This window comes from Bradyrhizobium sp. 17 (assembly GCF_023073515.1).
GTDB lineage: Bacteria > Pseudomonadota > Alphaproteobacteria > Rhizobiales > Xanthobacteraceae > Bradyrhizobium > Bradyrhizobium canariense_D.
In genome coordinates this window covers 571,774-592,259 of sequence record NZ_JADPJQ010000130.1, presented here as the reverse complement: position 1 = coordinate 592,259, position 20,486 = coordinate 571,774, and the positions used below count along the sequence as shown (strand labels likewise).

The 20,486-nt window shown below is 64.0% G+C and carries 16 protein-coding genes and 1 pseudogene; 9 read left to right on the top strand and 8 right to left on the bottom strand.

Annotated features, from left to right (window positions below):
• Window positions 1-60: 60 nt before the first annotated feature.
• On the bottom strand, window positions 61-1,200 hold the full coding sequence (locus IVB13_RS39115; RefSeq protein WP_247492666.1) for a cysteine desulfurase family protein: 1,140 nt from the start codon (window positions 1,198-1,200) through the stop codon (window positions 61-63).
• Between the two features lie 344 nt (window positions 1,201-1,544).
• Here IVB13_RS39115 and IVB13_RS39110 point away from each other — a divergent pair, with 344 nt between their 5' ends.
• The gene (locus IVB13_RS39110) at window positions 1,545-2,192 is read left to right on the top strand and encodes an alpha/beta hydrolase (protein WP_007591562.1); all 648 of its coding nucleotides are present in this window, start codon (window positions 1,545-1,547) and stop codon (window positions 2,190-2,192) included.
• A gap of 7 nt (window positions 2,193-2,199) precedes the next feature.
• Window positions 2,200-2,710 (top strand): annotated as a pseudogene (locus IVB13_RS39105) (DUF1697 domain-containing protein).
• Here the strand turns inward: IVB13_RS39105 and IVB13_RS39100 are convergent.
• From IVB13_RS39100 to IVB13_RS39090, 3 genes are all read right to left on the bottom strand, one after another.
• Window positions 2,707-3,030: a multidrug efflux SMR transporter gene (locus tag IVB13_RS39100; protein WP_039799056.1), complete on the bottom strand. Its 324-nt coding sequence runs from the start codon at window positions 3,028-3,030 to the stop codon at window positions 2,707-2,709. The pseudogene IVB13_RS39105 and the gene IVB13_RS39100 sit on opposite strands and share 4 nt — an antisense overlap.
• Window positions 3,031-3,040: 10 nt before the next feature.
• Window positions 3,041-3,718, bottom strand: a complete 678-nt coding sequence (locus tag IVB13_RS39095) for a glutathione S-transferase family protein (RefSeq protein WP_018454457.1) — start codon at window positions 3,716-3,718, stop codon at window positions 3,041-3,043.
• A gap of 98 nt (window positions 3,719-3,816) precedes the next feature.
• Window positions 3,817-4,920: an anhydro-N-acetylmuramic acid kinase gene (locus tag IVB13_RS39090; protein WP_018454458.1), complete on the bottom strand. Its 1,104-nt coding sequence runs from the start codon at window positions 4,918-4,920 to the stop codon at window positions 3,817-3,819.
• A 164-nt stretch (window positions 4,921-5,084) separates the two neighbouring features.
• On the opposite strand from IVB13_RS39090, the gene tyrS reads away from it, so the two are divergent.
• From tyrS to IVB13_RS39070, 4 genes are all read left to right on the top strand, one after another.
• Window positions 5,085-6,338 carry a tyrosine--tRNA ligase gene (gene tyrS, locus IVB13_RS39085; RefSeq protein ID WP_018454459.1) on the top strand — a complete coding sequence of 418 codons (1,254 nt, stop codon included), beginning with the start codon at window positions 5,085-5,087 and terminating at the stop codon, window positions 6,336-6,338.
• A gap of 57 nt (window positions 6,339-6,395) precedes the next feature.
• Window positions 6,396-7,667 carry an MFS transporter gene (locus IVB13_RS39080; RefSeq protein WP_085353503.1) on the top strand — a complete coding sequence of 424 codons (1,272 nt, stop codon included), beginning with the start codon at window positions 6,396-6,398 and terminating at the stop codon, window positions 7,665-7,667.
• A gap of 219 nt (window positions 7,668-7,886) precedes the next feature.
• Entirely contained in the window at window positions 7,887-8,291 is a 405-nt protein-coding gene (locus IVB13_RS39075; RefSeq protein ID WP_018454461.1) for a DoxX family protein, read from the top strand.
• Window positions 8,292-8,674: 383 nt separating this feature from the next.
• The gene (locus IVB13_RS39070) at window positions 8,675-10,369 is read left to right on the top strand and encodes a methyl-accepting chemotaxis protein (protein WP_018454462.1); all 1,695 of its coding nucleotides are present in this window, start codon (window positions 8,675-8,677) and stop codon (window positions 10,367-10,369) included.
• Window positions 10,370-10,401: 32 nt separating this feature from the next.
• Here the strand turns inward: IVB13_RS39070 and IVB13_RS39065 are convergent, their stop codons facing one another.
• Complete coding sequence (locus IVB13_RS39065) at window positions 10,402-14,199, bottom strand: DUF3971 domain-containing protein (protein ID WP_247492768.1); 3,798 nt, start codon at window positions 14,197-14,199, stop codon at window positions 10,402-10,404.
• Between the two features lie 204 nt (window positions 14,200-14,403).
• Here IVB13_RS39065 and IVB13_RS39060 point away from each other — a divergent pair, with 204 nt between their 5' ends.
• From IVB13_RS39060 to IVB13_RS39050, 3 genes are all read left to right on the top strand, one after another.
• A complete protein-coding gene (locus IVB13_RS39060) occupies window positions 14,404-15,096 on the top strand; it encodes a peroxiredoxin (protein ID WP_083926366.1) in 693 nt (230 codons plus the stop codon).
• Between the two features lie 110 nt (window positions 15,097-15,206).
• Window positions 15,207-16,565, top strand: coding sequence for a M23 family metallopeptidase (locus tag IVB13_RS39055; RefSeq protein ID WP_198957644.1), 1,359 nt, complete (start codon window positions 15,207-15,209; stop codon window positions 16,563-16,565).
• 99 nt (window positions 16,566-16,664) lie between these two features.
• Entirely contained in the window at window positions 16,665-17,150 is a 486-nt protein-coding gene (locus tag IVB13_RS39050) for a low affinity iron permease family protein (RefSeq protein WP_026232740.1), read from the top strand.
• A 117-nt stretch (window positions 17,151-17,267) separates the two neighbouring features.
• Here the strand turns inward: IVB13_RS39050 and IVB13_RS39045 are convergent, their stop codons facing one another.
• From IVB13_RS39045 to IVB13_RS39035, 3 genes are all read right to left on the bottom strand, one after another.
• Window positions 17,268-18,503: an ABC transporter substrate-binding protein gene (locus IVB13_RS39045; RefSeq protein WP_018454467.1), complete on the bottom strand. Its 1,236-nt coding sequence runs from the start codon at window positions 18,501-18,503 to the stop codon at window positions 17,268-17,270.
• Window positions 18,504-18,609: 106 nt separating this feature from the next.
• Complete coding sequence (locus tag IVB13_RS39040) at window positions 18,610-19,521, bottom strand: DMT family transporter (RefSeq protein WP_018454468.1); 912 nt, start codon at window positions 19,519-19,521, stop codon at window positions 18,610-18,612.
• Window positions 19,522-19,601: 80 nt separating this feature from the next.
• Window positions 19,602-20,477: a DMT family transporter gene (locus tag IVB13_RS39035; RefSeq protein ID WP_247338035.1), complete on the bottom strand. Its 876-nt coding sequence runs from the start codon at window positions 20,475-20,477 to the stop codon at window positions 19,602-19,604.
• Window positions 20,478-20,486: the final 9 nt, after the last annotated feature.

Here is a 20,486-nt window from a genome sequence, read left to right as displayed (position 1 = left end):
ATTACGATGTTTCTTGGCGGGACGCACGCGCTTAGAACCGTTCAAGCCGTGTTTCATCGCTTATCCCTTAAGTAGGGTATTACCGAGCTTTCGCCAAGCCTCTAACGCCCTGTTGATGTCATCCGGCTCCGTGGACCAGCCCAGACTGAGACGCACCGCTCCTTGGGCGACGGTGGGATCATACCCCATCGCCGACAGCACGTGGGACGGCTGTACCTTGCCCGAGGAACAGGCAGAGCCCGAGGACACCGCGACACCTTCGAGGTCGAAACCGATCACCGCGGTCTCGGCTTTCAAGCCGGGAGCCGTGAAAAGAACGGTATTTGGCAACCGCCTGGCGTCATCTGAGAAGACCGTTGCGCCGGCCATGGAGCGAATGCCATTTTCCAAGCGATCTCTGAGGGTTGCCATCCGTTCCGCATCCTCCGGCAAAGCCTGAAGGGCAGCCCGCACGGATGCCCCGAAGCCGGCAATGCCGGCGACATTCTCGGTTCCGGCACGCCGGTTCAGCTCCTGCCCGCCGCCCCGCAGCACCGGCTCAAGTCCGGCCACGCCCTCGGCCACGACCAGCGCGCCGACCCCCTTGGGGCCGCCGATCTTGTGCGCAGAAAAGGTCGCAAGGTCCGCACCGATCACCTTGATATCGAAGGGGATTTTCCCAAGCGCCTGGATTGCGTCGACGTGCAGGAGGCCGCCGGCCCCGTGAACGATTCCCGCGGCCTCGGCGATAGGCTGCAGCGCGCCCGTCTCGTTGTTGGCCGCCATGATAGAGACCAGCGCCGGCGGGCCCTCTCTGAGCAGCGCCTTCAAATGATCGAGGTCGATCACGCCGGAGCGTGTGACCCTGATCTGACCGATCTCACCTGCCGGGAACCGGCCGCCTGCCAGTACCGAAGCATGCTCGACGGCCGAGACCAGAAGCCGCTCGACAGGCCCCCCAGACTGCCCCCGAAGCCCCGGTGAAAGCGCCAGCGCGTTGGCTTCGGTTCCCGTGGAGGTGAAGACGACGTTCCGCGGCAGCGCGCCTACTGCGGTCGCAAGGATGGCCCGCGCCCCCTCGACAAGCCGTCGCGCCTCGCGCCCCTCGGCGTGAACAGAGGACGGATTGCCGATCAGCTCGTAGGCTGCGAGCATTGCGCCTCGCGCCTCGGAGCGAAGCGGCGTGGTCGCGTTCCAGTCGAGATAAACACGGCTCGGCATGACGTATTATGTTACCATTCGGACCAGGCTGCTTCGCCCGCACTGGTACCCGACATGGGCCCCCGGGCAGCGCTTGGCAATCTCGATTCCCAATCGCCTTCGCGCGATGACGGCCATGACACGCTAACGTCTTGAGCCGATTGCGGGATGTTCAAGATGCTTGCTTTTTGACCCTCGCCTCATGTTAGAACGCGCGCGTCAGTTCGCCGCGCGCCGCTCGCGCATCATCCGAGGGCGCCGCTCCACCCTTCCATTCGCGGCTTGATCGGCCCAGCAGCCGATGAAATCCGCACAATCGGTTGATTGTTGAAGAGCGTCTTCAAGGGATCAATCAAGAGATCATCATGCCTGAAGTTATTTTCACCGGCCCCGCCGGCCGCCTCGAAGGCCGCTACCATCCGGCCAAGCAGAAGAACGCGCCAATCGCGATGGTCCTGCATCCGCATCCGCAGTTCCACGGCACGATGAATCATCAGATCATCTACCAGTGCTACTATGCGTTCGCGCATCGCGGCTTCTCGGTGCTGCGTTTCAATTTCCGTGGCGTCGGCCGCAGCCAGGGCTCGTTCGACCACGGCACCGGCGAATTGTCGGACGCGGCCGCGGCGCTCGACTGGGCGCAGACCATCAATCCCGAAGCGCGCGCCTGCTGGGTTGCCGGCTTCTCCTTCGGCGCCTGGATCGGCATGCAGCTGCTGATGCGCCGCCCCGAGGTCGAGGGCTTCATCTCGATCGCGCCGCCCGCCAACCTCTACGACTTCTCGTTCCTCGCACCCTGCCCGTCCTCGGGGCTGATCGTGCATGGCGAGAAGGACGCGGTGGTGCCGCCCAAGGACGTCAACACGCTGGTCGAGAAGCTGAAGACCCAGAAGGGCATCGTGATCGACCAGCAGGTCATCCCGGGCGCCAACCACTTCTTCGACGCCAAGCTCGAGCCGCTGATGGAAACCATCACCGCCTATCTCGACATGCGCCTCGCCAACGTGCGCTGAGCTTTCCGTGGGTGCGTTCATCGCATTGCTGCGTGCCGTGAATGTCGGCGGCACCGGCAAATTGCCGATGAGCGAACTCAAGGCCATGTGCGAGGAGCTCGGCTACGCCGCCGTGCGCACCTATATTGCAAGCGGCAACGTCGTCTTCACAAGCCGCAAGTCGCAATCTGCGATCAAGACCGCACTCGAAAAGCGATTGCACGCCTATGCCGGCGCGCCGGTCGGCGTGCTCGTGCGCAGCGCCACCGAGATGGCGCAGGTCTTGGCCGATAATCCGTTTCCAAAGGCCGCCCCCAACCGTACCGTCGCGATCTTCCTCGACAAGGCGCCGCCGGCGGATGCGCTCGCCGGCATTCGCGGCCAGAACAAGGAGGAGATCCGCCTCGGCCGCCGCGAGATCTACGTGCATTACGGCGACGGCATGGGCACGTCGAAGCTGGTCATCCCCGCCGCCAACCGGCACCGCGCGCAACATGAAAACGATCGCGACGCTCGCGAAAATGGCCGCAGAGCTCTAGGCCAGCTTGAGCGCCGCGATCCCCGTCAGCACCAGCAGGATCCCCGCGATCTTCATCGCGCTCAGCGCCTCGCCGAACAGCACCACACCCATGACGACGGTGCCGGCGGCGCCGATGCCGGTCCAGACCGAATAGGCGACGCCGACCTCGAGCACCTTCAAAGCACGCCCGAGCAGGACAACGAAGGCTACGAGCAGCACGAGCGAAACGACGCTCCAGCCAGCGCGCGTGTAGCCTTCCGCATATTTCATCGAGATCGCCCAGCCAACATCGAGTGCGCCTGCGATCACCAGCATCAGCCAGGCCATGGATTGCGACATCGGCGTGGGCTCAGGCCGCAAGCTTGAGCAGATGCGCGTCGTGGCGCACGAGGAAGGCGCGCAGCAATTGCGGATAGTCCGCGCCCACCGCAGTACGGACGCTCGGACGCTTCGCCAGTTCGGCGCGCCATGCGCGGACCTTCGGCACATCGCGGAAAATGCCGTGGTCGGTCAGCTCGTCGAACAGATCGAAGTAGCGGAAGACGGGGGCGAATACGGCGTCGACGAGACTGAACGCTTCGCCAGCAAAATAAGGACCGGCACCGAGCGCCGCTTCGACCCGGGCGAACTTCACCATCAGCGCCTGGCGCTTGCTCTCGAACGTCGCCGCATCGGTCGTGGTCTCTAGGCCCCAGAGATCGGCGAGCACTGCTGAACCGAACTCCATCCACGCCCGGTGCTCGGCACGCTCCAAGGCATCCGCCGGATGCAGTCTCACGCCGCCTTGCGTCTCCTCGATGTACTCGCAGATCACGTTGCTCTCGAACAGCGCGACCTCGCCCTTCTCGCTCGTCACGACCAGCACCGGCACCTTGCCGAGCGGCGACAGTTTGAGAAACCAGTCGGGCTTATTGGCGAGATCGATGTCGACCCGCTCGAACGGCACGCCCTTCTCGTTGAGCGCGATCACCGCGCGCTGCACATAGGGGCAAAGCTTGTGGCTGATCAGTTTCAGTGAAGCGGTCATGGCGAGAATCCCGACGGTTAGATGCAACTGCATCAAAGATAGATGCATGTGCATCTACCTGTCAAGATCAATGCATCTGCATCATCCCGCCTATCATCTCAAGGCCGCGCGATCACCCCGCCCGTCATCGGCATCGGCACGCCCGTGGTCCCGGGATACGACAGCGGCAGGCCCTTCAGGCCGCGCGCGGCGAGGAAGCCGAAGGCCTGCGCCTCGATGGCGTCGGAGGCCCAGCCGACTGCCTCCGCGGCCTCGACAGTGGCGGACCCAACGCGCTCCCGCAGCATCTGGAGCATGGTCCGGTTGCGGGCGCCGCCGCCGCAGACGATCCAGCTCCGCGGCCTGCGTGGCAGCAGCGGGATGATGCGGGCGATGGCCGCCGCGGTGAAGGCGGTCAGGGTCGCGGCGCCGTCGGCCGGCAGGACATCGCCGAGCTTTAGTGCGGCAAAATCGTTGCGGTCGAGCGATTTCGGCGGCGGGCTTACGAAGAACGGCAGCTCCAGCGCCCGCGCGATCCAGGCTTCGTCCGCCTTGCCGAGGGCTGCGAGCTTTCCGTCCGCGTCGAACGCCTGGTTCATGGTGCGGTACATGAAATCGTCGAGCAGCGCGTTGCCGGGTCCGGTGTCGCAGGCAATCAGCGTGTCGTTGCCGTCGATATAGGTGATGTTGGAGACGCCGCCGATATTGACCACGATGATCGGCCCTTCGCGCTCCAGCGAATGGGCGAGCGCGCGGTGATAAACCGGCACAAATGGCGCGCCCTGCCCGCCGGCCTCGACGTCGGCGGCGCGAAAATCATGCATCACGGGGATATGGATCGCCCTGGCCAGCGCCGGCGCGTCGCCGATCTGCACCGTCAGCCGCTTCTCGGGGCGGTGCAGCACGGTCTGGCCGTGGAAGCCGACGATGTCGATGTCTTCCGGCTTCATCCGGTTCTGGGCGACGAAGGCGGCCACCGCCTCGGCATGCGCGAGCGTCACTGCGCGTTCGGCCTCGGCCAGAACTCCCGGCCTAGCATCGCGTTGCGCCAGGTGCACGGCCTCGCTCAGCGCCTGACGCAGCAGGTTGCGCTCCGCCGGGCTATACGGCCGGTAGCCGGACGGCCCGAATGCCTTCACCTGCTTTCCGTCGGTTTCGATCAGCGCAACATCCACCCCGTCCAGCGAGGTGCCGCTCATCAAACCGAGTGCCGTCAACATCATGGATCAGCGTCCTCAAGAGACCCTTCCGGCATGCCGATCTTGTGCCAGAGGGACACATCTTATAATGCCACAGGCCAAAGTAGCGGGCAGCAACCGAGTTCCCACGGATGACCCTTAAATTGCTCCCAAAACAGTAAACCAAGAATTGTCAGGCGCGCCGACAAATGACTGCATTCAAATCGGATTTCCTCAATACGCTGCAGGAACGTGGATTCATCCACCAATGCTCCGATTTCGAGGGGCTGGACGCCCTCGCCGCCAAGGGCGAGGCGACGGCTTATGTCGGTTACGATTGCACCGCCCGCTCGCTGCACATCGGCAACTACCTGACCATGATGATGCTGCACTGGCTGCAGCAGTCCGGCAACAAGCCGATCACGCTGATGGGCGGCGGCACAACCATGGTCGGCGATCCCTCCGGAAAGGACGAGACGCGCGCGATCCGCACCGTCGCCGAGATCGAGGCCAACAAGGAATCGATCCGCGGCGTGTTCGCAAAGGTGCTGCGCTATGGCGGGGGCAAGAGCGACGCCATCATGCTCGACAATGCCGAGTGGCTGACAAAGCTCAACTACATCGAGATGCTGCGCGACGTCGGGCGGCATTTCTCGGTCAACCGCATGCTGACGATGGACTCCGTGCGCCTGCGCCTCGAGCGCGAGCAGGAGATGAGCTTCATCGAGTTCAACTACATGATCTGCCAGGCCTACGACTTCGTCGAGCTCGCCAGGCGGACCGGCTGCAACTTGCAGATGGGCGGCTCCGACCAGTGGGGCAACATCATCATGGGCGTCGATCTCGGCCGCCGCATGGGCACGCATCAGCTGTTCGCCCTGACGACGCCGCTGCTGACGACGGCGTCGGGGGCCAAGATGGGCAAGACCGCTCAGGGCGCGGTCTGGCTCAACGCCGACCAGTTCTCGCCGTATGATTTCTGGCAGTACTGGCGCAACACCGAAGACGCCGACGTCGGCAAGTTCCTCAAGCTGTTCACGACGCTGCCAATGACCGAGATCAGGAAGCTCGAGGCGCTCGGAGGCTCCGAGATCAACGAGGCCAAGAAGGTGCTCGCCACCGAGGCGACCGCGCTCCTGCATGGCCGCGACGCAGCGAACGAGGCGGCCGAGACCGCGCGCCGCACCTTCGAGGAAGGCGCGCTGGCCGAGAGCCTGCCGACCGTGGAAATTCCGCGCGGCGAGTTCGACGCCGGCCTCGGCGTGCTCAACGCCTTCGTCAAGGCGGGCCTCGTTGCCTCCAACGGCGAAGCACGGCGCCAGATCAAGGGCGGCGGCCTGCGCGTCAATGACGAGCCCGTCACCGACGAGAAGATGGCGTTGTCGGCGGCCGACCTGACGCCGGAAGGCGTGGTCAAGCTGTCGTTCGGCAAGAAGAAGCACATCCTCCTGAGGCCTGCATAGGCGTATGAGCTTTTCGCTGCTTGTCAGGGCGCGCTGAAGCGCGCTCCCTGATCGGCAATGGACCAGAACACGCTAGAGGAACAGTCCAAGCAAGCGACCAGGGAACGCGTCACGGCGACGCCGCAGGGCGTCGTGCGCACCGCGCTGGTGGTGCTCGCGCTCTGCTTCACACTCGCCGTGCTCGGCCGCGGCCTCAGCGAAAGCTTCACCGTCTTCCTGAAGCCGATCTCGGAAAACTTTGGCTGGGATCGCGCCCAAGTGGTCTCGATCTATTCGCTGACGTGGCTCGTCAGCGGACTGACGGCGCCGTTGGTCGGGCGCCTGTTCGATCATTCCGGACCGCGCATCGTCTATGCACTGGGCCTTTTGCTGCTCGGCTCGGCCTTCCTGATCGCAAGCCACGCGCAGTCACTCTGGCAGTTCCAGCTCTCGATCGGACTCTGCGTCGGCATTGGCGTCGCCTTCATCGGCAATGTGCCGAACTCGATCCTGCTGGGCCGCTGGTTCGGCCCAAAACTCCCGACCGCGATGGCGGTGGTCTACTCGGCCATGGGTGGCGGCGTGCTGGCGCTGCTGCCGGCCTCGCAGCTTTTGATCGATCATCTGGGGTGGCGCGAAACCTACCAGCTGTTCGGCTTCGCCGCGCTCGGCCTGCTGGTGCCGCTCATGCTGCTGCCATGGCGGCTGTTCGCCTCGGGCTCGCCGCAGATCGCGAAGAAGACCGATCCGGATTTCGTCGATCACGGCTGGACCCTTCCGAGCGCGATGCGCCATCACGCCTTCTGGGCGCTGTTCTCGACATTCTTCTTCACCGCGGTCGGCATGTATGCGATCGCCGCCCAGATCGTGGCCTATTTGATCGATGCCGGCTTTCCACCGCTGCAGGCCGCCACGGCCTGGGGCTTCTCCGGCATCGTGCTGGTGTTTGGCATGCTAGGCGTGTCCGCGCTCGACGGCCTGATCGGTCGCCGGCCGTCGGTGCTGCTCAGCTACGCGATCTCGATCCTCGGCATCTTCCTGCTGTGGCTGTTGCAATACTCCGCCAATTTCCTCCTGCTCACCGGATTCGTGGTCTGCTTCGGCAGCATGATGGGCTCACGTGGACCGCTGATCACGGCGACCGCGATGAAGATCTTTGGGGGCAAGCGCGTCGGCACCATCTACGGCACCATCTCGATCGGCAGCGGGCTCGGCTCGGCTTTCGGCTCCTGGAGCGGCGGCCTGATCCATGACGCGACCCATGGCTACAACGCGCTGCTCGCCTTCGCACTCGCGAGCGTGGTGCTCGGGATGATCCCGTTCCTGGTCGTGCCCGCCTTGCGGCGGTAGGTCTCCTGAAGGTAACTTGAGCGCATTCGCGTCACCGGGAAATTACGGATGGGCACGACGCGAACAGCTACGAAGATGTGGATCGCACGCGGCTGAAAGTCCTTCCTGCGGTGTTTTGTCCGACATGACAAAAATGTCAGCGCAAATTGCCCTTGGGCGGCTTGCAGGGCGGAACTGAATGCGGTCCTAGTCGCAGCATTGGATGGAGGGCACAAACCAATGAACTTTCCCTATCTCGTTCGCTTTCAACCGGTTCTCTTGAGCCTGTTTCGCTTCATCACCGGCCTGCTGCTGTTCCAGTACGGTGTCGCCAAGCTGTTCAAGTTTCCGGTGCTTCCCTACTTCGCAAACATCCCGCCGATCATCTACGCAGCCGGTACGCTTGAGCTCGTGCTTGGCGCGTTGCTGATGATCGGCCTGTTTACCCGCCTCGCGGCATTCATCCTCTCGGGTGAGATGGCCTTCGCCTATTTCATGGGGCACATGTTCAAGGGCGAAACGCCGGTGTTCCTGCCGCTGCTCAATGGTGGCACCGCGGCGATCCTGTTCTGCTTCGCCTGCCTCTACCTCTCGGCAGCCGGCGGCGGCTCGGTCAGCGCCGATGCGGCGATGGGCAAGGACTAGCGGCGCGTTCGCGCGGCGCTGAGGCGTCAGCGATTGATTCGCGAATGAAGAGATGGCATCCGTATGTTCACGGGTGCCATCTCAGCGCGAGCCCAGCACGTTCCAGACCAGGACGAGGACCGCGACCAGCAGCATCGACATGATGAGGCGGTGAACGAATCGGTTCATTGCCGCTCCCAACGGATTAGGTCGCGACTAAAGACCCACACGATTTTTCTCCGAGTTGACGCGCCATGCGCCCGAGAAGCGCATGACGACCTGCATGTTTGCGCACGCGGCTGCGCACGCAGCTTGCGCAGCAGCCGTCGCACGCGTCCATTCATGATTGGTAAGAATTTCATGCTACCGACGCGAGCAACAATAACCATTCCGTCGAGGCCGTGATGAAGCTGCTGAGTCACCTCAAGATCCGCACCAAGCTCGCCAGCATGGTCTGTCTTTCGGCACTCACGGTCACGGCCATCATCGGGGTGTCGTCCGTGCTCAGCAAGAGCCGCATGCTGGAGGATCGCGTTCAGCAGATGCGGACCGCGGTCGACATGCTCCACAACCTCGCCCAATCACTCGAAGAGGAGGTCGGCGCCGGCAAGCTGACGCAGGCCGAAGCGAAAATCCAGTTCCATCTGCGCGGCCGCCGCATGAGCTTCAATGGCGGCCAAGGCTATCCGGTGGTCTATAACGCCGATACCTCGATCCTGATCAATGGCGCGAACCAGCAGCTCGAAGGCAAGATCACGGGCGCCAAGGACTCCAACGGTGTCCTCATCGCAGATGCGATCGTAACGGCCGGCAACCAGGCTGCTCAGGGCGGCGTAACCTCATATCTCTACCCCCGCCCCGGCCAGACGGAGCCCGTCCGCAAGACCGTTTTCGCGCGCAAATTCGCGCCCTGGAACGCGACGATCAGCTACGGCCTCTATGTCGACGACATCGACGCCGACGTGCGAGCCTTGACGCTGGAGCTGGGGGCGATTGGCATCGGCTTGATGCTGCTGATGGCGACACTGTCCTGGCTGATCGCCCGCGACGTGCTCGGCGCGCTCGATCGCCAGAAGAACCGCATGCAGGCCATTTCCGAAGGCGCCATCGACACGGCGGTCGAGGAGACCGGTCGCGGCGACGAGATCGGCCGCATGGCCGAGACCCTCGAAGTGCTCAGGCAGACCGCGCTGACGGCCCGCAAGCTGGAGGCGGAGCAGGTCGCCACCAAGACCCGCAGCGAACAGGAGAAGCGCGACGCGCTGATCTCGCTTGCCGACCGGTTCGATGCCTCCGTCGGCCAGCTCGTCGGCCTGATGGCCTCGGGCTCCGGCGAGCTGGAGGTCACCGCCAAGTCGATGTCGTCGACCGCGGAAGGCACCAACCGCCGCGCCGCCGTCGTCGGCTCGGCCGCCACCGAAGCCAGCCAGCGCGTCCAGACGGTCGCGGCCGCGGCCGAGGAGCTCTCCTCCTCCATCACCGAGATCAGCCGTCAGGTCGCGCAGTCCGCCGTGGTCACCGGCCGCGCCGTGGACAGCGCCCGCCGCACCGACACCATCGTGCGCGCCCTCTCGGACGGCGCCCAGCAGATCGAGCACGTCGCCGAGCTGATTTCCAGCATCGCGGCGCAGACCAATCTGCTCGCGCTCAATGCCACCATCGAGGCCGCACGCGCCGGTGAAGCCGGCCGCGGCTTTGCTGTCGTCGCTTCGGAGGTGAAGTCGCTGGCGAGCCAGACTGCAGAAGCCACCCGCGAGATCGGCGACAAGATCGCCCAGATCCAGGGCGCGACCAAGGAAGCGGTGGACGCCATCGGCGGCATCACCGCCACCATCGAGGAGGTCAGCCGGATCGCCACCTCGATCGGCGCCGCGATCGAGGAGCAAGGCGCCGCCACGGCCGAGATCGCCCGCAGCGTCTCCCAGACGGCCGAGGCAACCCAGGAAGTCACCACCAATATCGGGGGCGTCAGTACGGCAGCGAACGAGACCGGCAATGCCGCAGGCATGGTGCTCGCAGCAGCCTCAAACCTCTCCAAGCAGGCCGAGCAGCTCTCTGGCGAAGTCGGGACTTTCCTGGCGGGCGTGCGCGCGGCGTAAGGCGGCGCGGAAACCAAGGTGTAGCCTCGCCACTAACGTCGCGCGAGGGTGCACCCGCTCGATAGCTGGCGCGTCGATCCGGTCGAGCCATCGTTCGACTGCGACGGGAATTCCTCGAACGGCGAGTTCTGTTTGCCGGTGTTGAATTCGAAGATCTTGCGGAACAGACCGGGGGCCATCGCCGAAATCGGGTTGACGCGCATTACGGGCGCTGCCGGCGTGCCGACGACCTCGTAGGTCACGCCGATCAATCCTTCATTGTTGCCGCCGCCGAGGAAGATGCCGAACAACGGGATCTGGCCGAAGATGTTGTTGACGCCGTACATCGGGACGAAGGTGCCGCTCATACAAACCTGGTTGCCGGGAAAGTCGATTGAGCCCTCGATGGTGGCGCCGATCATCGGCCCCTTGACCACGCCGTCGCGGATCGTGAGCGCGCCGTTCTGCCGCGTGAACTCCGCGCGCATCGCCGTGAAGGCTACGCCGTTCTGGGCGCCGTTGGGAGCCCCCGCCGCGACGCGATCGAGTTGCTCCATTCCCTTGACCGAGAAGTCACGCACATTGATCAGTCCTTCCCGTGTCGTAGGCTCGGACGTCGGCGGCTCCATCGCCACCACCATCTGGCCGCCGAAGACCTTGTTGGTGGTGTCTGTGAAGCGCAGGAAGTTGCCGGCATCGCTGGTCTGGAGATAGATGACCTCGCGGTTGCCCTGGGCGCGGCCGCCGCGCAGGTCGGCTGCCACGGGCGTGTCTTTTCCGATCCTGCCGCTCAGCGTGAAGGCTTTGACCGCACCATTGCGCCGCGACATCTTGGCGTCGACGCTGCGCATCGCCTCGCCGTTGAAACCCATGACGGCGCCGAGCTTCACGTCGATGTCGAAATCGAGGTTCTTCGTCTTGCTCTTGGCATCGTCCTTTGAATTGCCTGAGATCGCCGACTTCAGGAAGCCGCGGCCGTCGAATACGTCGCCGCGCATCGTACCCTTGAGCACGCCGTCCTGGCTGCGCTCCACTTTCAGTGAGGCCTTGTCGCCGTCGGATGGCGCGTAGGTCGGGAAGTTCGCGTTCATGAGCTCGCCGTTGGCATCGACCTCGAGCGACCCCTTGATCGAGGCGCCGCCGCCTTCGATGACGATGTCCTCCAGACGCGTCGATTGCGCCGTCGGCACCACCTTGAAGCTGGCCTTGCCCGCTCTTCCCGGCAGCTTGACCCAGCCGGGCAGGATGTTGTCGAGCTTGACCGAGGTCAGGTCGGCCTCGATGCCGAGCTTCGTCGTCTGGTCGGGTCCCCCGGCGATCTTGCCCGACAGTTTGATCGGCACCGATCCGCTGACGGCGGGACCCAGATCGAATCCGAGGCGCGCGCGGCTCGCATCGTCCAGCGTGGTCTGCAGTTTGACGTCCGCATCGCCCTCGGCCGGCTTGCGGTAATCGAGCGAGGCCGCCTGCCCGTTGATCTTGACGTCGCCCTTGACCTGATAGCCCTGGTTGCTCGCGACGATCTTGAGGTTGTTGGCCTCCAGCTTTTGGTTCATCACCAGCTTGTCGGCACCAAAACCGTTGAGATCGGCCGTAACGCTGTAGGTGGTGTCGGCTTTGGTCAGCTCGCCCTTGACCGGCAGCCCAAGCTGGACGTTCGCCGAGAACGTCCCCTTGCTGGTATTGGGATCGATGACGGTCGACGACAGATCGCTCAAGCGATCGTTGGAAAGCATTTCGGCGGCCGCAGGCACCGGACCTTCGACACGAAACCTCGTCCGCGACGGCGACGGCTTGGGCGCCATATCGGGCACCTCGAAGACGAAGTCGGAAATCGTGACCTTGCGGCCCGCCGGCGTATCGGCAATGCCCTGCCCGATATTCACCGTCGCGGTGCGGCCGGTCACGCGCGCCTTCAAATCGGCATCGTGCACCACCGGCAGGCCATCGACGGGGCGAACCGTGACACCGCTCGCCACGATATTGACCGACAAGCCGTCGTCGGGAATGGGTGGGCCCTTGCGCGGAAGATTCTTCGTCGGTGAATTAACGCCGATCTCGATGCGCTGGAGCGTTCCACGCTCGATCCGCTCGATCACCCATTCGCGCAACTCGGGAACGACAAGCGTCGGCCACATCCGCTTGAGCGCGGAGGCCGACATCGGCGTTCCCGCAAAACCCAATGTCAGCCGCGGCTCGCCCGAATAGTCGATGGCACCGGTGCCGGCGACGCCGATCTCTCCGTTGGAGATATCGGCCTGGGTCAACAGCAGCCTCTTGTGGTCGGTATCGAAGCGGAAGCCGATCGCAATGCGGTTGAAGACCAGCGGCGGCTCGTTGTCGATGCCGCCGAGCAGGATCGAACCGCCGCTGAAACCGAGCTGCCAGTCATTGACGGTGCCGTTGGGCGGCTCGACATGAGCCAAAAGCGTCAGGCGGTTCGCGCCCGAGAGGACCTTGAACGGAGCAACCAGCACCCGCCGGTTGGCGTCCCACTCGACATTGATCTCGGCCGAGTCGATCGCCATCGGATAATCGGGCGTATCGGTGTCGATGATGTTGCCCGCACCGACCGTGATCTTGCCGCGAAAGAAAGTCGGCACGCCGTCGCGGCCGAGCTCGCCCTTGATCTCGCCGGTCAGCGGCAGGTCGGCGGTGTAGGTGAGATCCTTCACCCGCAGCGCCAGCAGGATGTTGGCGGTCGAAACCTTGTCGGCGCGGATATCGACCGAGCGCACGCCGTTCTCGGTGGGGCCGATCGTGGCACGCAACGACCACGGACGTGCGCCCTCTTCACCGAGGCTGAGCGCGACGCCGCCACGGCTCGGTCGGCGCAGGCTGAGCGTGATGTTCTCAAACGTCCATTTGCTGCCGCGCTGCTGGTCGTCGACGATCAGATTGCCGTTCTTCAGGCCGATCTCGTTGAGATTCTGGCCGTCGAGGCCGGTCATGCTCAGACTGTCGAGCCAGTCGAGGCCCTGAAGAATGCCAGTCGGGGACGTGGCCTGGGGCGCGGCTTGCGGTGCGTCGGAGGTCGCAGGCTCGGTGGCGAATGGCGGCGGTGGCACACCGTTGCGCGGGAAAGTCGGCGGCAGTCCCGCGTCCCTTTTGGAGGCGACGCCGGTTGCGAGCGGCTTTGCGGTGTCGCCGGCCGATACCGTGACGGTGCCGTCAGGCGCGATCCGGATTGCGAGCTCGGCATCGACGAGGTTGAGGCTTTCGGCGCGCAGATGCCCCATCAGCAGGCCCGCACCCGACAGCTTCACCTCGGCCTTCGGCGCGGTGGCGACAATGACGTGATCGTGGTCGCGCACGACGATATCACGGATGCGCACGGCGATGCGGATCCGCCCGGCCCGCTCGATCTGCGTGCCGCCGACCTCCACGGTGTTGCCGTGACCGATATTGTCCTCGATCGCGGCCGCGAGCCACGGCGTCGCAATGTCGAGATTGATGGGACCGGCGCCGAGCCGCCACCACAGCGCGCCGAAACAGCCGACGAAGATGACGACCAGGACACCGACGACCACGGTCACGCGCTTCAGCCAGCGACCGCCGCCCAACCAGCGGCGCAACGGCCCAAACCCGTCAGCGAAGCGATGGAAGCCCGAATTGGAACGCGACAACAGCCGGCGCGCCCGATGGCCCGCCGCCGCTTCCTGATCCGGATCCCAGTCGGCGTCGTCCCATTGCTGCTGCTCTGGTTGGCTGCCGCGCCGATCCAAATCCCGATTGTAATCCTGGGGCGACGTATTCCTTGCCATTGCCTCTCGATACAGGCGCCCGTCGTGGGATTGAGCGCCGCCGGGGCCGCAGCCGTCGACGGGAAGCGAAGCTTCCCGCGCCGGCATTGCCGCCATACCTCGAATATTCCTTCTGTTCGTCATGTCGCCCCGGGAGCGCGTTCAACGAGCAGTGGGGTGGTGCGTGGAATTCCTTGTAACCAGACTCCGGCGTCGTCAGACTCGCCCCGCCGAGGGCACGATTCCGGCATAGCGGAAAAGGGCTGCAATACCGCTTTGGTTGACCCGCCGAAAGCGACGAAAGGAAGGCGTATGTCCAAGAAATCCCGAAAGAAATCGTCCAAAACGCCCTCCGTCACTCCGACGGCTAAAAAGACGCCCGTGAAAGCGCGGGCTGCGACTCAAACCAAGCTCGCGAAAACACAGCGGACACCGGCGAGCAAATCAACTGGGACCATAGCAAAGACAACATCGCATAAGGCCGCATCGAAACGGTTAAATTCTTCCAAATCGGCATCCGCGCCTGAAACGGCGGCGAAGGCCGGCTTGGCTGAGGGGCAGAAGGCTCCCGCCTTCCGCCTGCCCCGCGACGGCGGCGGCGTCGTCGCGCTGTCGGATTATGCCGGCCAGAAGCTGGTCCTGTTCTTCTATCCCCGCGCCGACACGCCAGGCTGCACCAGGGAGGCCATCGATTTCACCCGGCTCACCGGCGCCTTCGCCAAGGCTGGCACCGCCGCGCTCGGCATTTCCGCCGATCCGGTCAAGGCTCAGGACAAGTTCCGGGACAAGCACGGTCTCGGCGTGCCCCTCGTCTCGGATGAGACGCACGAGATGCTGGAGGCCTACGGCGCCTGGGGCGAAAAGTCCATGTATGGCAAGAGCTTCCTGGGAATTCTTCGCACCACGATGCTGCTTGGCGCCGACGGCAAGATCGCCCGGATCTGGCGCAATGTCCGGGTCGACGGCCACGCCGACGAGGTGCTGGAAGCCGCAAGGAGCCTTTAACCAATCATTTAAATTCAAGGGGTTCCGTTTCCGGAAAATTAACCATGACCGGCCCAGATTGCCGCGGCAATTAGGCCGCACGGACTCATCCGATCGGCGCGGGAGTGCCGATGTCGAAAAGTTCTGCCCAACTCTCGCAGTACCCCCAACATCACCCGCACGACCATGGACGGGCCTTTCATCGCCGTGCCGCCGCAGTGGCAACCGCGCTTCCCCTTCCCGACACCGACGACGCCTACACCATCGTGCATCACGGCAAGCAGGTTCGCCTGGGACCTGTGGTGTTCTGGATCGTGGTCGGCACTGTCGTGTTGCTCGGGCTCTGGTCGGCCGCAACCGCGACCTATTTCGCCTTCCGCGACGACGTCCTCACCCGGCTGATCGCCCGGCAGGCCGAGATGCAATACGCCTATGAGGACCGCATCGCCGAGCTCCGCGCCAAGGTCGACCGCACCACCAGCCGGCAGCTGCTCGACCAGGAGCAGTTCGACCAGAAGCTCGACCAGATCATGAAGCGCCAGACGGCGCTGGAGTCCCGTGCCACGGCGCTCGGGTCCATGCCGGACGTGACCGGATCGATTCCACGTTCCACCCCGCAGCGTGGCGATGCCAGCCAGACGACGCAGGGCACGCCAAAGCCCTCGCCGATCAGCGACACCGTGATCTTCGTGGCGCCGCCGGATCGCGAAGCGCGGCTCGAATCGCGCGCGCCGACCCTCGCAGCTCCGCCCGTCAATCAATTCGCCAAGAACCAGGGGTTCGACAACGTCGTCGTTCGGCTCACGACCTCGCTGGACCAGGTCGAGCGTCGCCAGATGGCGGCGCTCAACGCCGTCGAGGAAGGCATGGATTCGCGCATGCGCCGGATGCGCGGCGTCGTCAGCGATCTCGGCCTGAACCTCGCAAATCTCGAAGCCGCCGTGCCGCGCACCGCGATGGGCGGGCCGTTCGTGCCTGTTAAAATCACCGCCAGTTCGGGGCCGTTCGAGAAGCAGCTCTATCGCATCAACAACACCCGAGCCGAGATGGACCGGCTCAATCGCACGCTCGCGCTCGTGCCCTATCGCAAGCCCGTCATCGGCGAGGTCGAGTTCACCTCCGGCTTCGGCGTGCGCAGCGATCCGTTCCTCGGCCGGCCTGCGATGCATACCGGGCTCGACTTCCGCGCCGCGAGCGGCGATCCCGTTCGCGTCACCGCCAACGGCAAGGTCGTCTCGGCCGGCTGGTCCGGCGGCTACGGCCGCATGATCGAGGTCGATCACGGCAATGGCCTTGCGACGCGCTATGGCCATCTCTCCGAGATCAATGTCCGGGTCGGCGAGATCGTGAGAATCGGCCAGGTCGTTGGTCTCGTCGGGTCGACCGGCCGTTCCACCGGGCCGCATCTGCACTATGAAACCCGGATCGACGGCGAAGCGGTCGATCCGCAGAAGTTCTTGCGCGCCGGCGTGCGACTCAGCGCGGGCTAGGCTCGTTGAGAGCGCGCTCGTCTCGTCCCAGGTTTACATGGCGGAACTTCGGAGTTCCCTTCGCGTTAGGTCGCAGGTCCTCAATGGCGCGATCTTCTGATGCAACAGATCCATACGAAAGCTCGTCCGGCCAAGGGCAAAGCGGACCAGCCACGTAACAACGCGGCTCAACTCTTCAGCGATATTGCTAACCGAACATCTCAAGCGGCCGGGCGAGCGCTGACATTCATGATTGCAGCCGGCATCATCCTGGTTTGGGCGGTCACCGGTCCCATCTTCCATTACTCCGACACATGGCAGTTGGTGATCAACACCGGCACCACCATCGTGACATTCCTGATGGTCTTCCTGATTCAGAATTCCCAGAATCGCGATAGCGCGGCCATTCAGGTGAAGCTCGACGAACTGATCCGGGTGAGCGCGGTGCAAAATTCCTTCGTGGGAATTGAGCATTTGACCGACGACGAGCTCGACGAGATCCGCACCAAATGTGAGCTTCGCGCCAAGGCCGAAAAGGTCGGAGACGAGACAGTCAAGAATACCGGCAAGAAGGCGAAACGCGCCGCCGATCTCGTCACCGAATAAGCGGACGGATGCCGGGAACGACGAGGTGCGCAGCTTCGTTCGCAATCGCAACGCTTCGGCAGGCTCGCCCCGTCTTCATCACACCAGGCAACTGGCCCGCCGCGGAGCCAGCCCTGACTATTGGCCGCGCTCGTGGCCGACCTCACCGGTGATGACGTCGCCGAACAACTCCCAAGCCTGGCCGTTGAAGCGCATCAGCTGCATCTGCTCGATCGGAAAATAATCGTCGGCCGAAGTGTTGACCATGATCCCGGGCAGCATCAGGTCGGTGTGAAAATCCTTCAGGCTGGTGGCCTGCTTCATCACGTTGTCACGGGTGAGATTGTCGCCGCACTGCCTCAGCACCTGCGCCATCGCCTCCGCCTGGACGTAGCCATAAAGGTTGTTGGCGTTGGTCTTGTCCCCTTCGGGATAGTACTTATCCATGAAGGTGCGCCACGCGACGACCGCCGGATCCTTGTCCCAGGTCGGGTCGGTCGGATCCTTCAAATATGCTGTCGAGATGATATCCTTGGCATAGTCGAGCCCGGCGGGCTTGAGCACCGAGGCGATCGAGGTAGCCGTATTGGCGAGGAAGAATTTTGGCTTCCAGCCGAGCTCGCCGACCTTCCGGATCGCCTGTGCCGAGCCTTTCGGCGCGGCCCATGAGAAGAAGATGTCGGCGCCGGAATCGTGAAGCGCAACGATCTGCGAGTCGATCGAGGGATCGCTGACCTCATAGGATTTGTCGGCGATGATCATATCGGCCTTGTCACCGAGTCCGTCCTTCAGGCCCTTGAACTGGTCCTTGCCAGCATCGTCGTTTTGCCAAAGAACTGCGATCTTGCTGTTCGGAAAGTTGTCGCGGATATACTTCGCGTAGATCCGCCCCTCGCTCTGGTAGTTCGGCTGGAAGCCCATGGTCCAAGGGAAATTCTTGGGGTCGCCGAATTTGGTGCCGCCGGAGGCGACGAAGAGCTGCGGCACCTTCTTGGCGTTCATGTATTTCATGATGGCGGAGTTCGAAGGCGTGCCGAGCGGCTGGAAGATCAGCAACACCTCGTCGCTCTCGACCAGCTTGCGCGCCTGCTCGATCGCCTTTGGCGGCGAATAGGCGTCGTCATAGCTGATGAAATTGATCTTGCGACCGTTGATGCCGCCCTGGTCGTTGATCATCTTGAAGAACGCGGCCTCGGTCTTGCCGATCACGCCATAGGACGACGCCGGCCCGCTATAGGGCATGATGTTGCCGAGCTTGATTTCGGTGTCGGTGGCGCCGGGATCGTATTTCTTCTGCGCCAGGGCCGGCGTCGTGACGAGCACGCCGGCAGCAAGAATGGCGAGGGCAGCAAGGTTATTGCGACGACCCAGCATCGTTCTCTCCCCTGTTTTGTAGTCTTGTTTTGCCGAGAGTGTCGCAAGCTCGCTTACGGCTGGCAAGCGCCGCGATTTTCCGTGAGATGAAACGAGCGCTCCAGAACTATGTGCCGCGCCGCAGCAGCTCCAGAACGCGCCCGTCGATCACCAGCAATGCGCTGCCGATCACGATCGCGCCCGCGATCTCTCGCATCCAGATCGGCTCGCCCAGCACAAGCCATCCCAGAAGAATGGCGGTGACGGGAATGAGCAGTGTCACCAGCATCACATTGGTCGCGCCCGACCGCCGCAGGATCTGGAAGAAGACGATATAGGCGAGCGCCGTCGACAACCCGGCAAGGCCGAGCACCGCGAGCCAAATCGTCACGCCCGGCAGCGGGAGACGCCACGGCTGCTCCGCTGCGCCGGCCACGATCGCCATCATCACCGTGGAAGCCATCAGTTGAAACGCGGCCGTCCCCAGCGGCGGGGAGTCCTTCAACAACCGGCGCGCCGCCGGCGCGGCGAAGCCATAGCTGAAGGCGCCGCCGAGGCAGAGCAGGATGCCCAGCCCCTGCCCCGCCCGTGTCTCGACACCCCATCCGTGCAGGATGATCACGCCGGCGAGGCCCAGTGCCACGCCGGCGACGCGGCGGAGCCGCAAGGCCTCTTCGCCCGCCGCGGCCATCACGATGACCGTGAACAGCGGCGTGGTGGCATTCAGGACCGACGCCAGCCCGCTCGGAATGAAGGTCTGGCCGACCACGATCAGCGAGAACGGAATGACGTTGTTGAGGAGCCCAATCGCGACGAACGGCTTCCAGCCGGCGATGCCCTTGGGAAAGCCAATACCCTGGATACGGAGCAGCGGTAGCAGAATGGCGGCGCCAAGTGCAACGCGCAAAAGCACCAGCGTGAGCGGCGGCAATTCCCGCAGCGCCGCGCCGTCGAAAAAGAACGAGCCGCCCCAGAGCACCGAGAGCACCGTGAGCAGCGACCAGTCGCGCGCGTCGATACGGTTGTCGTTCGGGGACATGGGCGTCTCACAGCGATGGTCCGATCTGCTAGGACTGCGCGACCAGAATTGCCACCCGATTTCCGGGTAAAGGGCGAGATTCAGGATCGATCGCGACTTCGCGCGTCAACCGCGATATCCGCAACCACCGCCCCAATGACCAGGGCACCGCCAACAAGGGCGTGGACAGCAGGTATCTCGCGAAAGGCAATCCAGATCCAGAACGGCATCAGCGGCGTTTCCAGCGTCGCAATCAGGGAAGCCTGGCTCGACGGCAGGAGGCGCGAGCCGAGCATGTAGAATGTCAGCCCCAGCGCCACCTGAAAGCAGCCGAACATCGCGAGGATCGCGAGGTTGGCGCTGTCGATATGGACGAGGTCGTGCGCAAACGGAAGGCTGACGAGGCTTCCCAGGAAATTCGACAACGCCGCCGCTGCCACCATCGATGTCTCCTGGTAGCGTCGGATCACAACCGTCATCGCCGAGATGGCGAGTACCATGAAGCAACTCAGCGCCACGCCTCCAACATCAGCCCCGGCTTCGATGCCTCCGACCGTGATGGCGACGCCGCCAAAGGCAACGAGGCTCGCGATCAGGGTACGCCATGTTACGGCTTCGCCAAGCCACAGCCACGCCAGCGCCGCGGCCACGAACGGCTGCGTGGAGATCAGCACAGCCACATTCATCACCTTGGTCATCTGGAGCGCGGGGATGAAGGAAACCATGCCGAGCGTGGACAATGAGGCGACGAGCAAGCCGCCGCGTCCCGGCGCCACCAATTGCCGCAGCGCGCCGCGTCCCTGCATCAGGACGAGAAACACCGAGATCAGACTGCCGCCGAACACGCCGCGCCAGAACAGAATGGTCCAGGGATCGAACGGCAACAGACGTGTGAAGAACGGCGCCGTGCTCCAGGCAATCGCAGCTGATATGACGAGGGCAATGCCGAGACCGCGTTCCGAACGAGGCTGCCCCATGTCGATGCG

Bases quoted from the DNA above. Each gene is read 5' to 3' on its own strand.
- IVB13_RS39090 (WP_018454458.1), bottom strand. From the start codon at position 4,920: ATGATGTTGACGGCACTCGGTTTGATGAGCGGCACCTCGCTGGACGGG.
- tyrS (WP_018454459.1), top strand. From the start codon at position 5,085: ATGACTGCATTCAAATCGGATTTCCTCAATACGCTGCAGGAACGTGGA.
- IVB13_RS39035 (WP_247338035.1), bottom strand. From the start codon at position 20,477: ATGGGGCAGCCTCGTTCGGAACGCGGTCTCGGCATTGCCCTCGTCATA.
- IVB13_RS39115 (WP_247492666.1), bottom strand. From the start codon at position 1,200: ATGCCGAGCCGTGTTTATCTCGACTGGAACGCGACCACGCCGCTTCGC.
- IVB13_RS39110 (WP_007591562.1), top strand. From the start codon at position 1,545: ATGCCTGAAGTTATTTTCACCGGCCCCGCCGGCCGCCTCGAAGGCCGC.
- IVB13_RS39040 (WP_018454468.1), bottom strand. From the start codon at position 19,521: ATGTCCCCGAACGACAACCGTATCGACGCGCGCGACTGGTCGCTGCTC.
- IVB13_RS39095 (WP_018454457.1), bottom strand. From the start codon at position 3,718: ATGACCGCTTCACTGAAACTGATCAGCCACAAGCTTTGCCCCTATGTG.
- IVB13_RS39055 (WP_198957644.1), top strand. From the start codon at position 15,207: ATGTCGAAAAGTTCTGCCCAACTCTCGCAGTACCCCCAACATCACCCG.
- IVB13_RS39080 (WP_085353503.1), top strand. From the start codon at position 6,396: ATGGACCAGAACACGCTAGAGGAACAGTCCAAGCAAGCGACCAGGGAA.
- IVB13_RS39065 (WP_247492768.1), bottom strand. From the start codon at position 14,199: ATGCCGGCGCGGGAAGCTTCGCTTCCCGTCGACGGCTGCGGCCCCGGC.
- IVB13_RS39045 (WP_018454467.1), bottom strand. From the start codon at position 18,503: ATGCTGGGTCGTCGCAATAACCTTGCTGCCCTCGCCATTCTTGCTGCC.
- IVB13_RS39050 (WP_026232740.1), top strand. From the start codon at position 16,665: ATGCAACAGATCCATACGAAAGCTCGTCCGGCCAAGGGCAAAGCGGAC.
- IVB13_RS39075 (WP_018454461.1), top strand. From the start codon at position 7,887: ATGAACTTTCCCTATCTCGTTCGCTTTCAACCGGTTCTCTTGAGCCTG.
- IVB13_RS39100 (WP_039799056.1), bottom strand. From the start codon at position 3,030: ATGTCGCAATCCATGGCCTGGCTGATGCTGGTGATCGCAGGCGCACTC.
- IVB13_RS39060 (WP_083926366.1), top strand. From the start codon at position 14,404: ATGTCCAAGAAATCCCGAAAGAAATCGTCCAAAACGCCCTCCGTCACT.
- IVB13_RS39070 (WP_018454462.1), top strand. From the start codon at position 8,675: ATGAAGCTGCTGAGTCACCTCAAGATCCGCACCAAGCTCGCCAGCATG.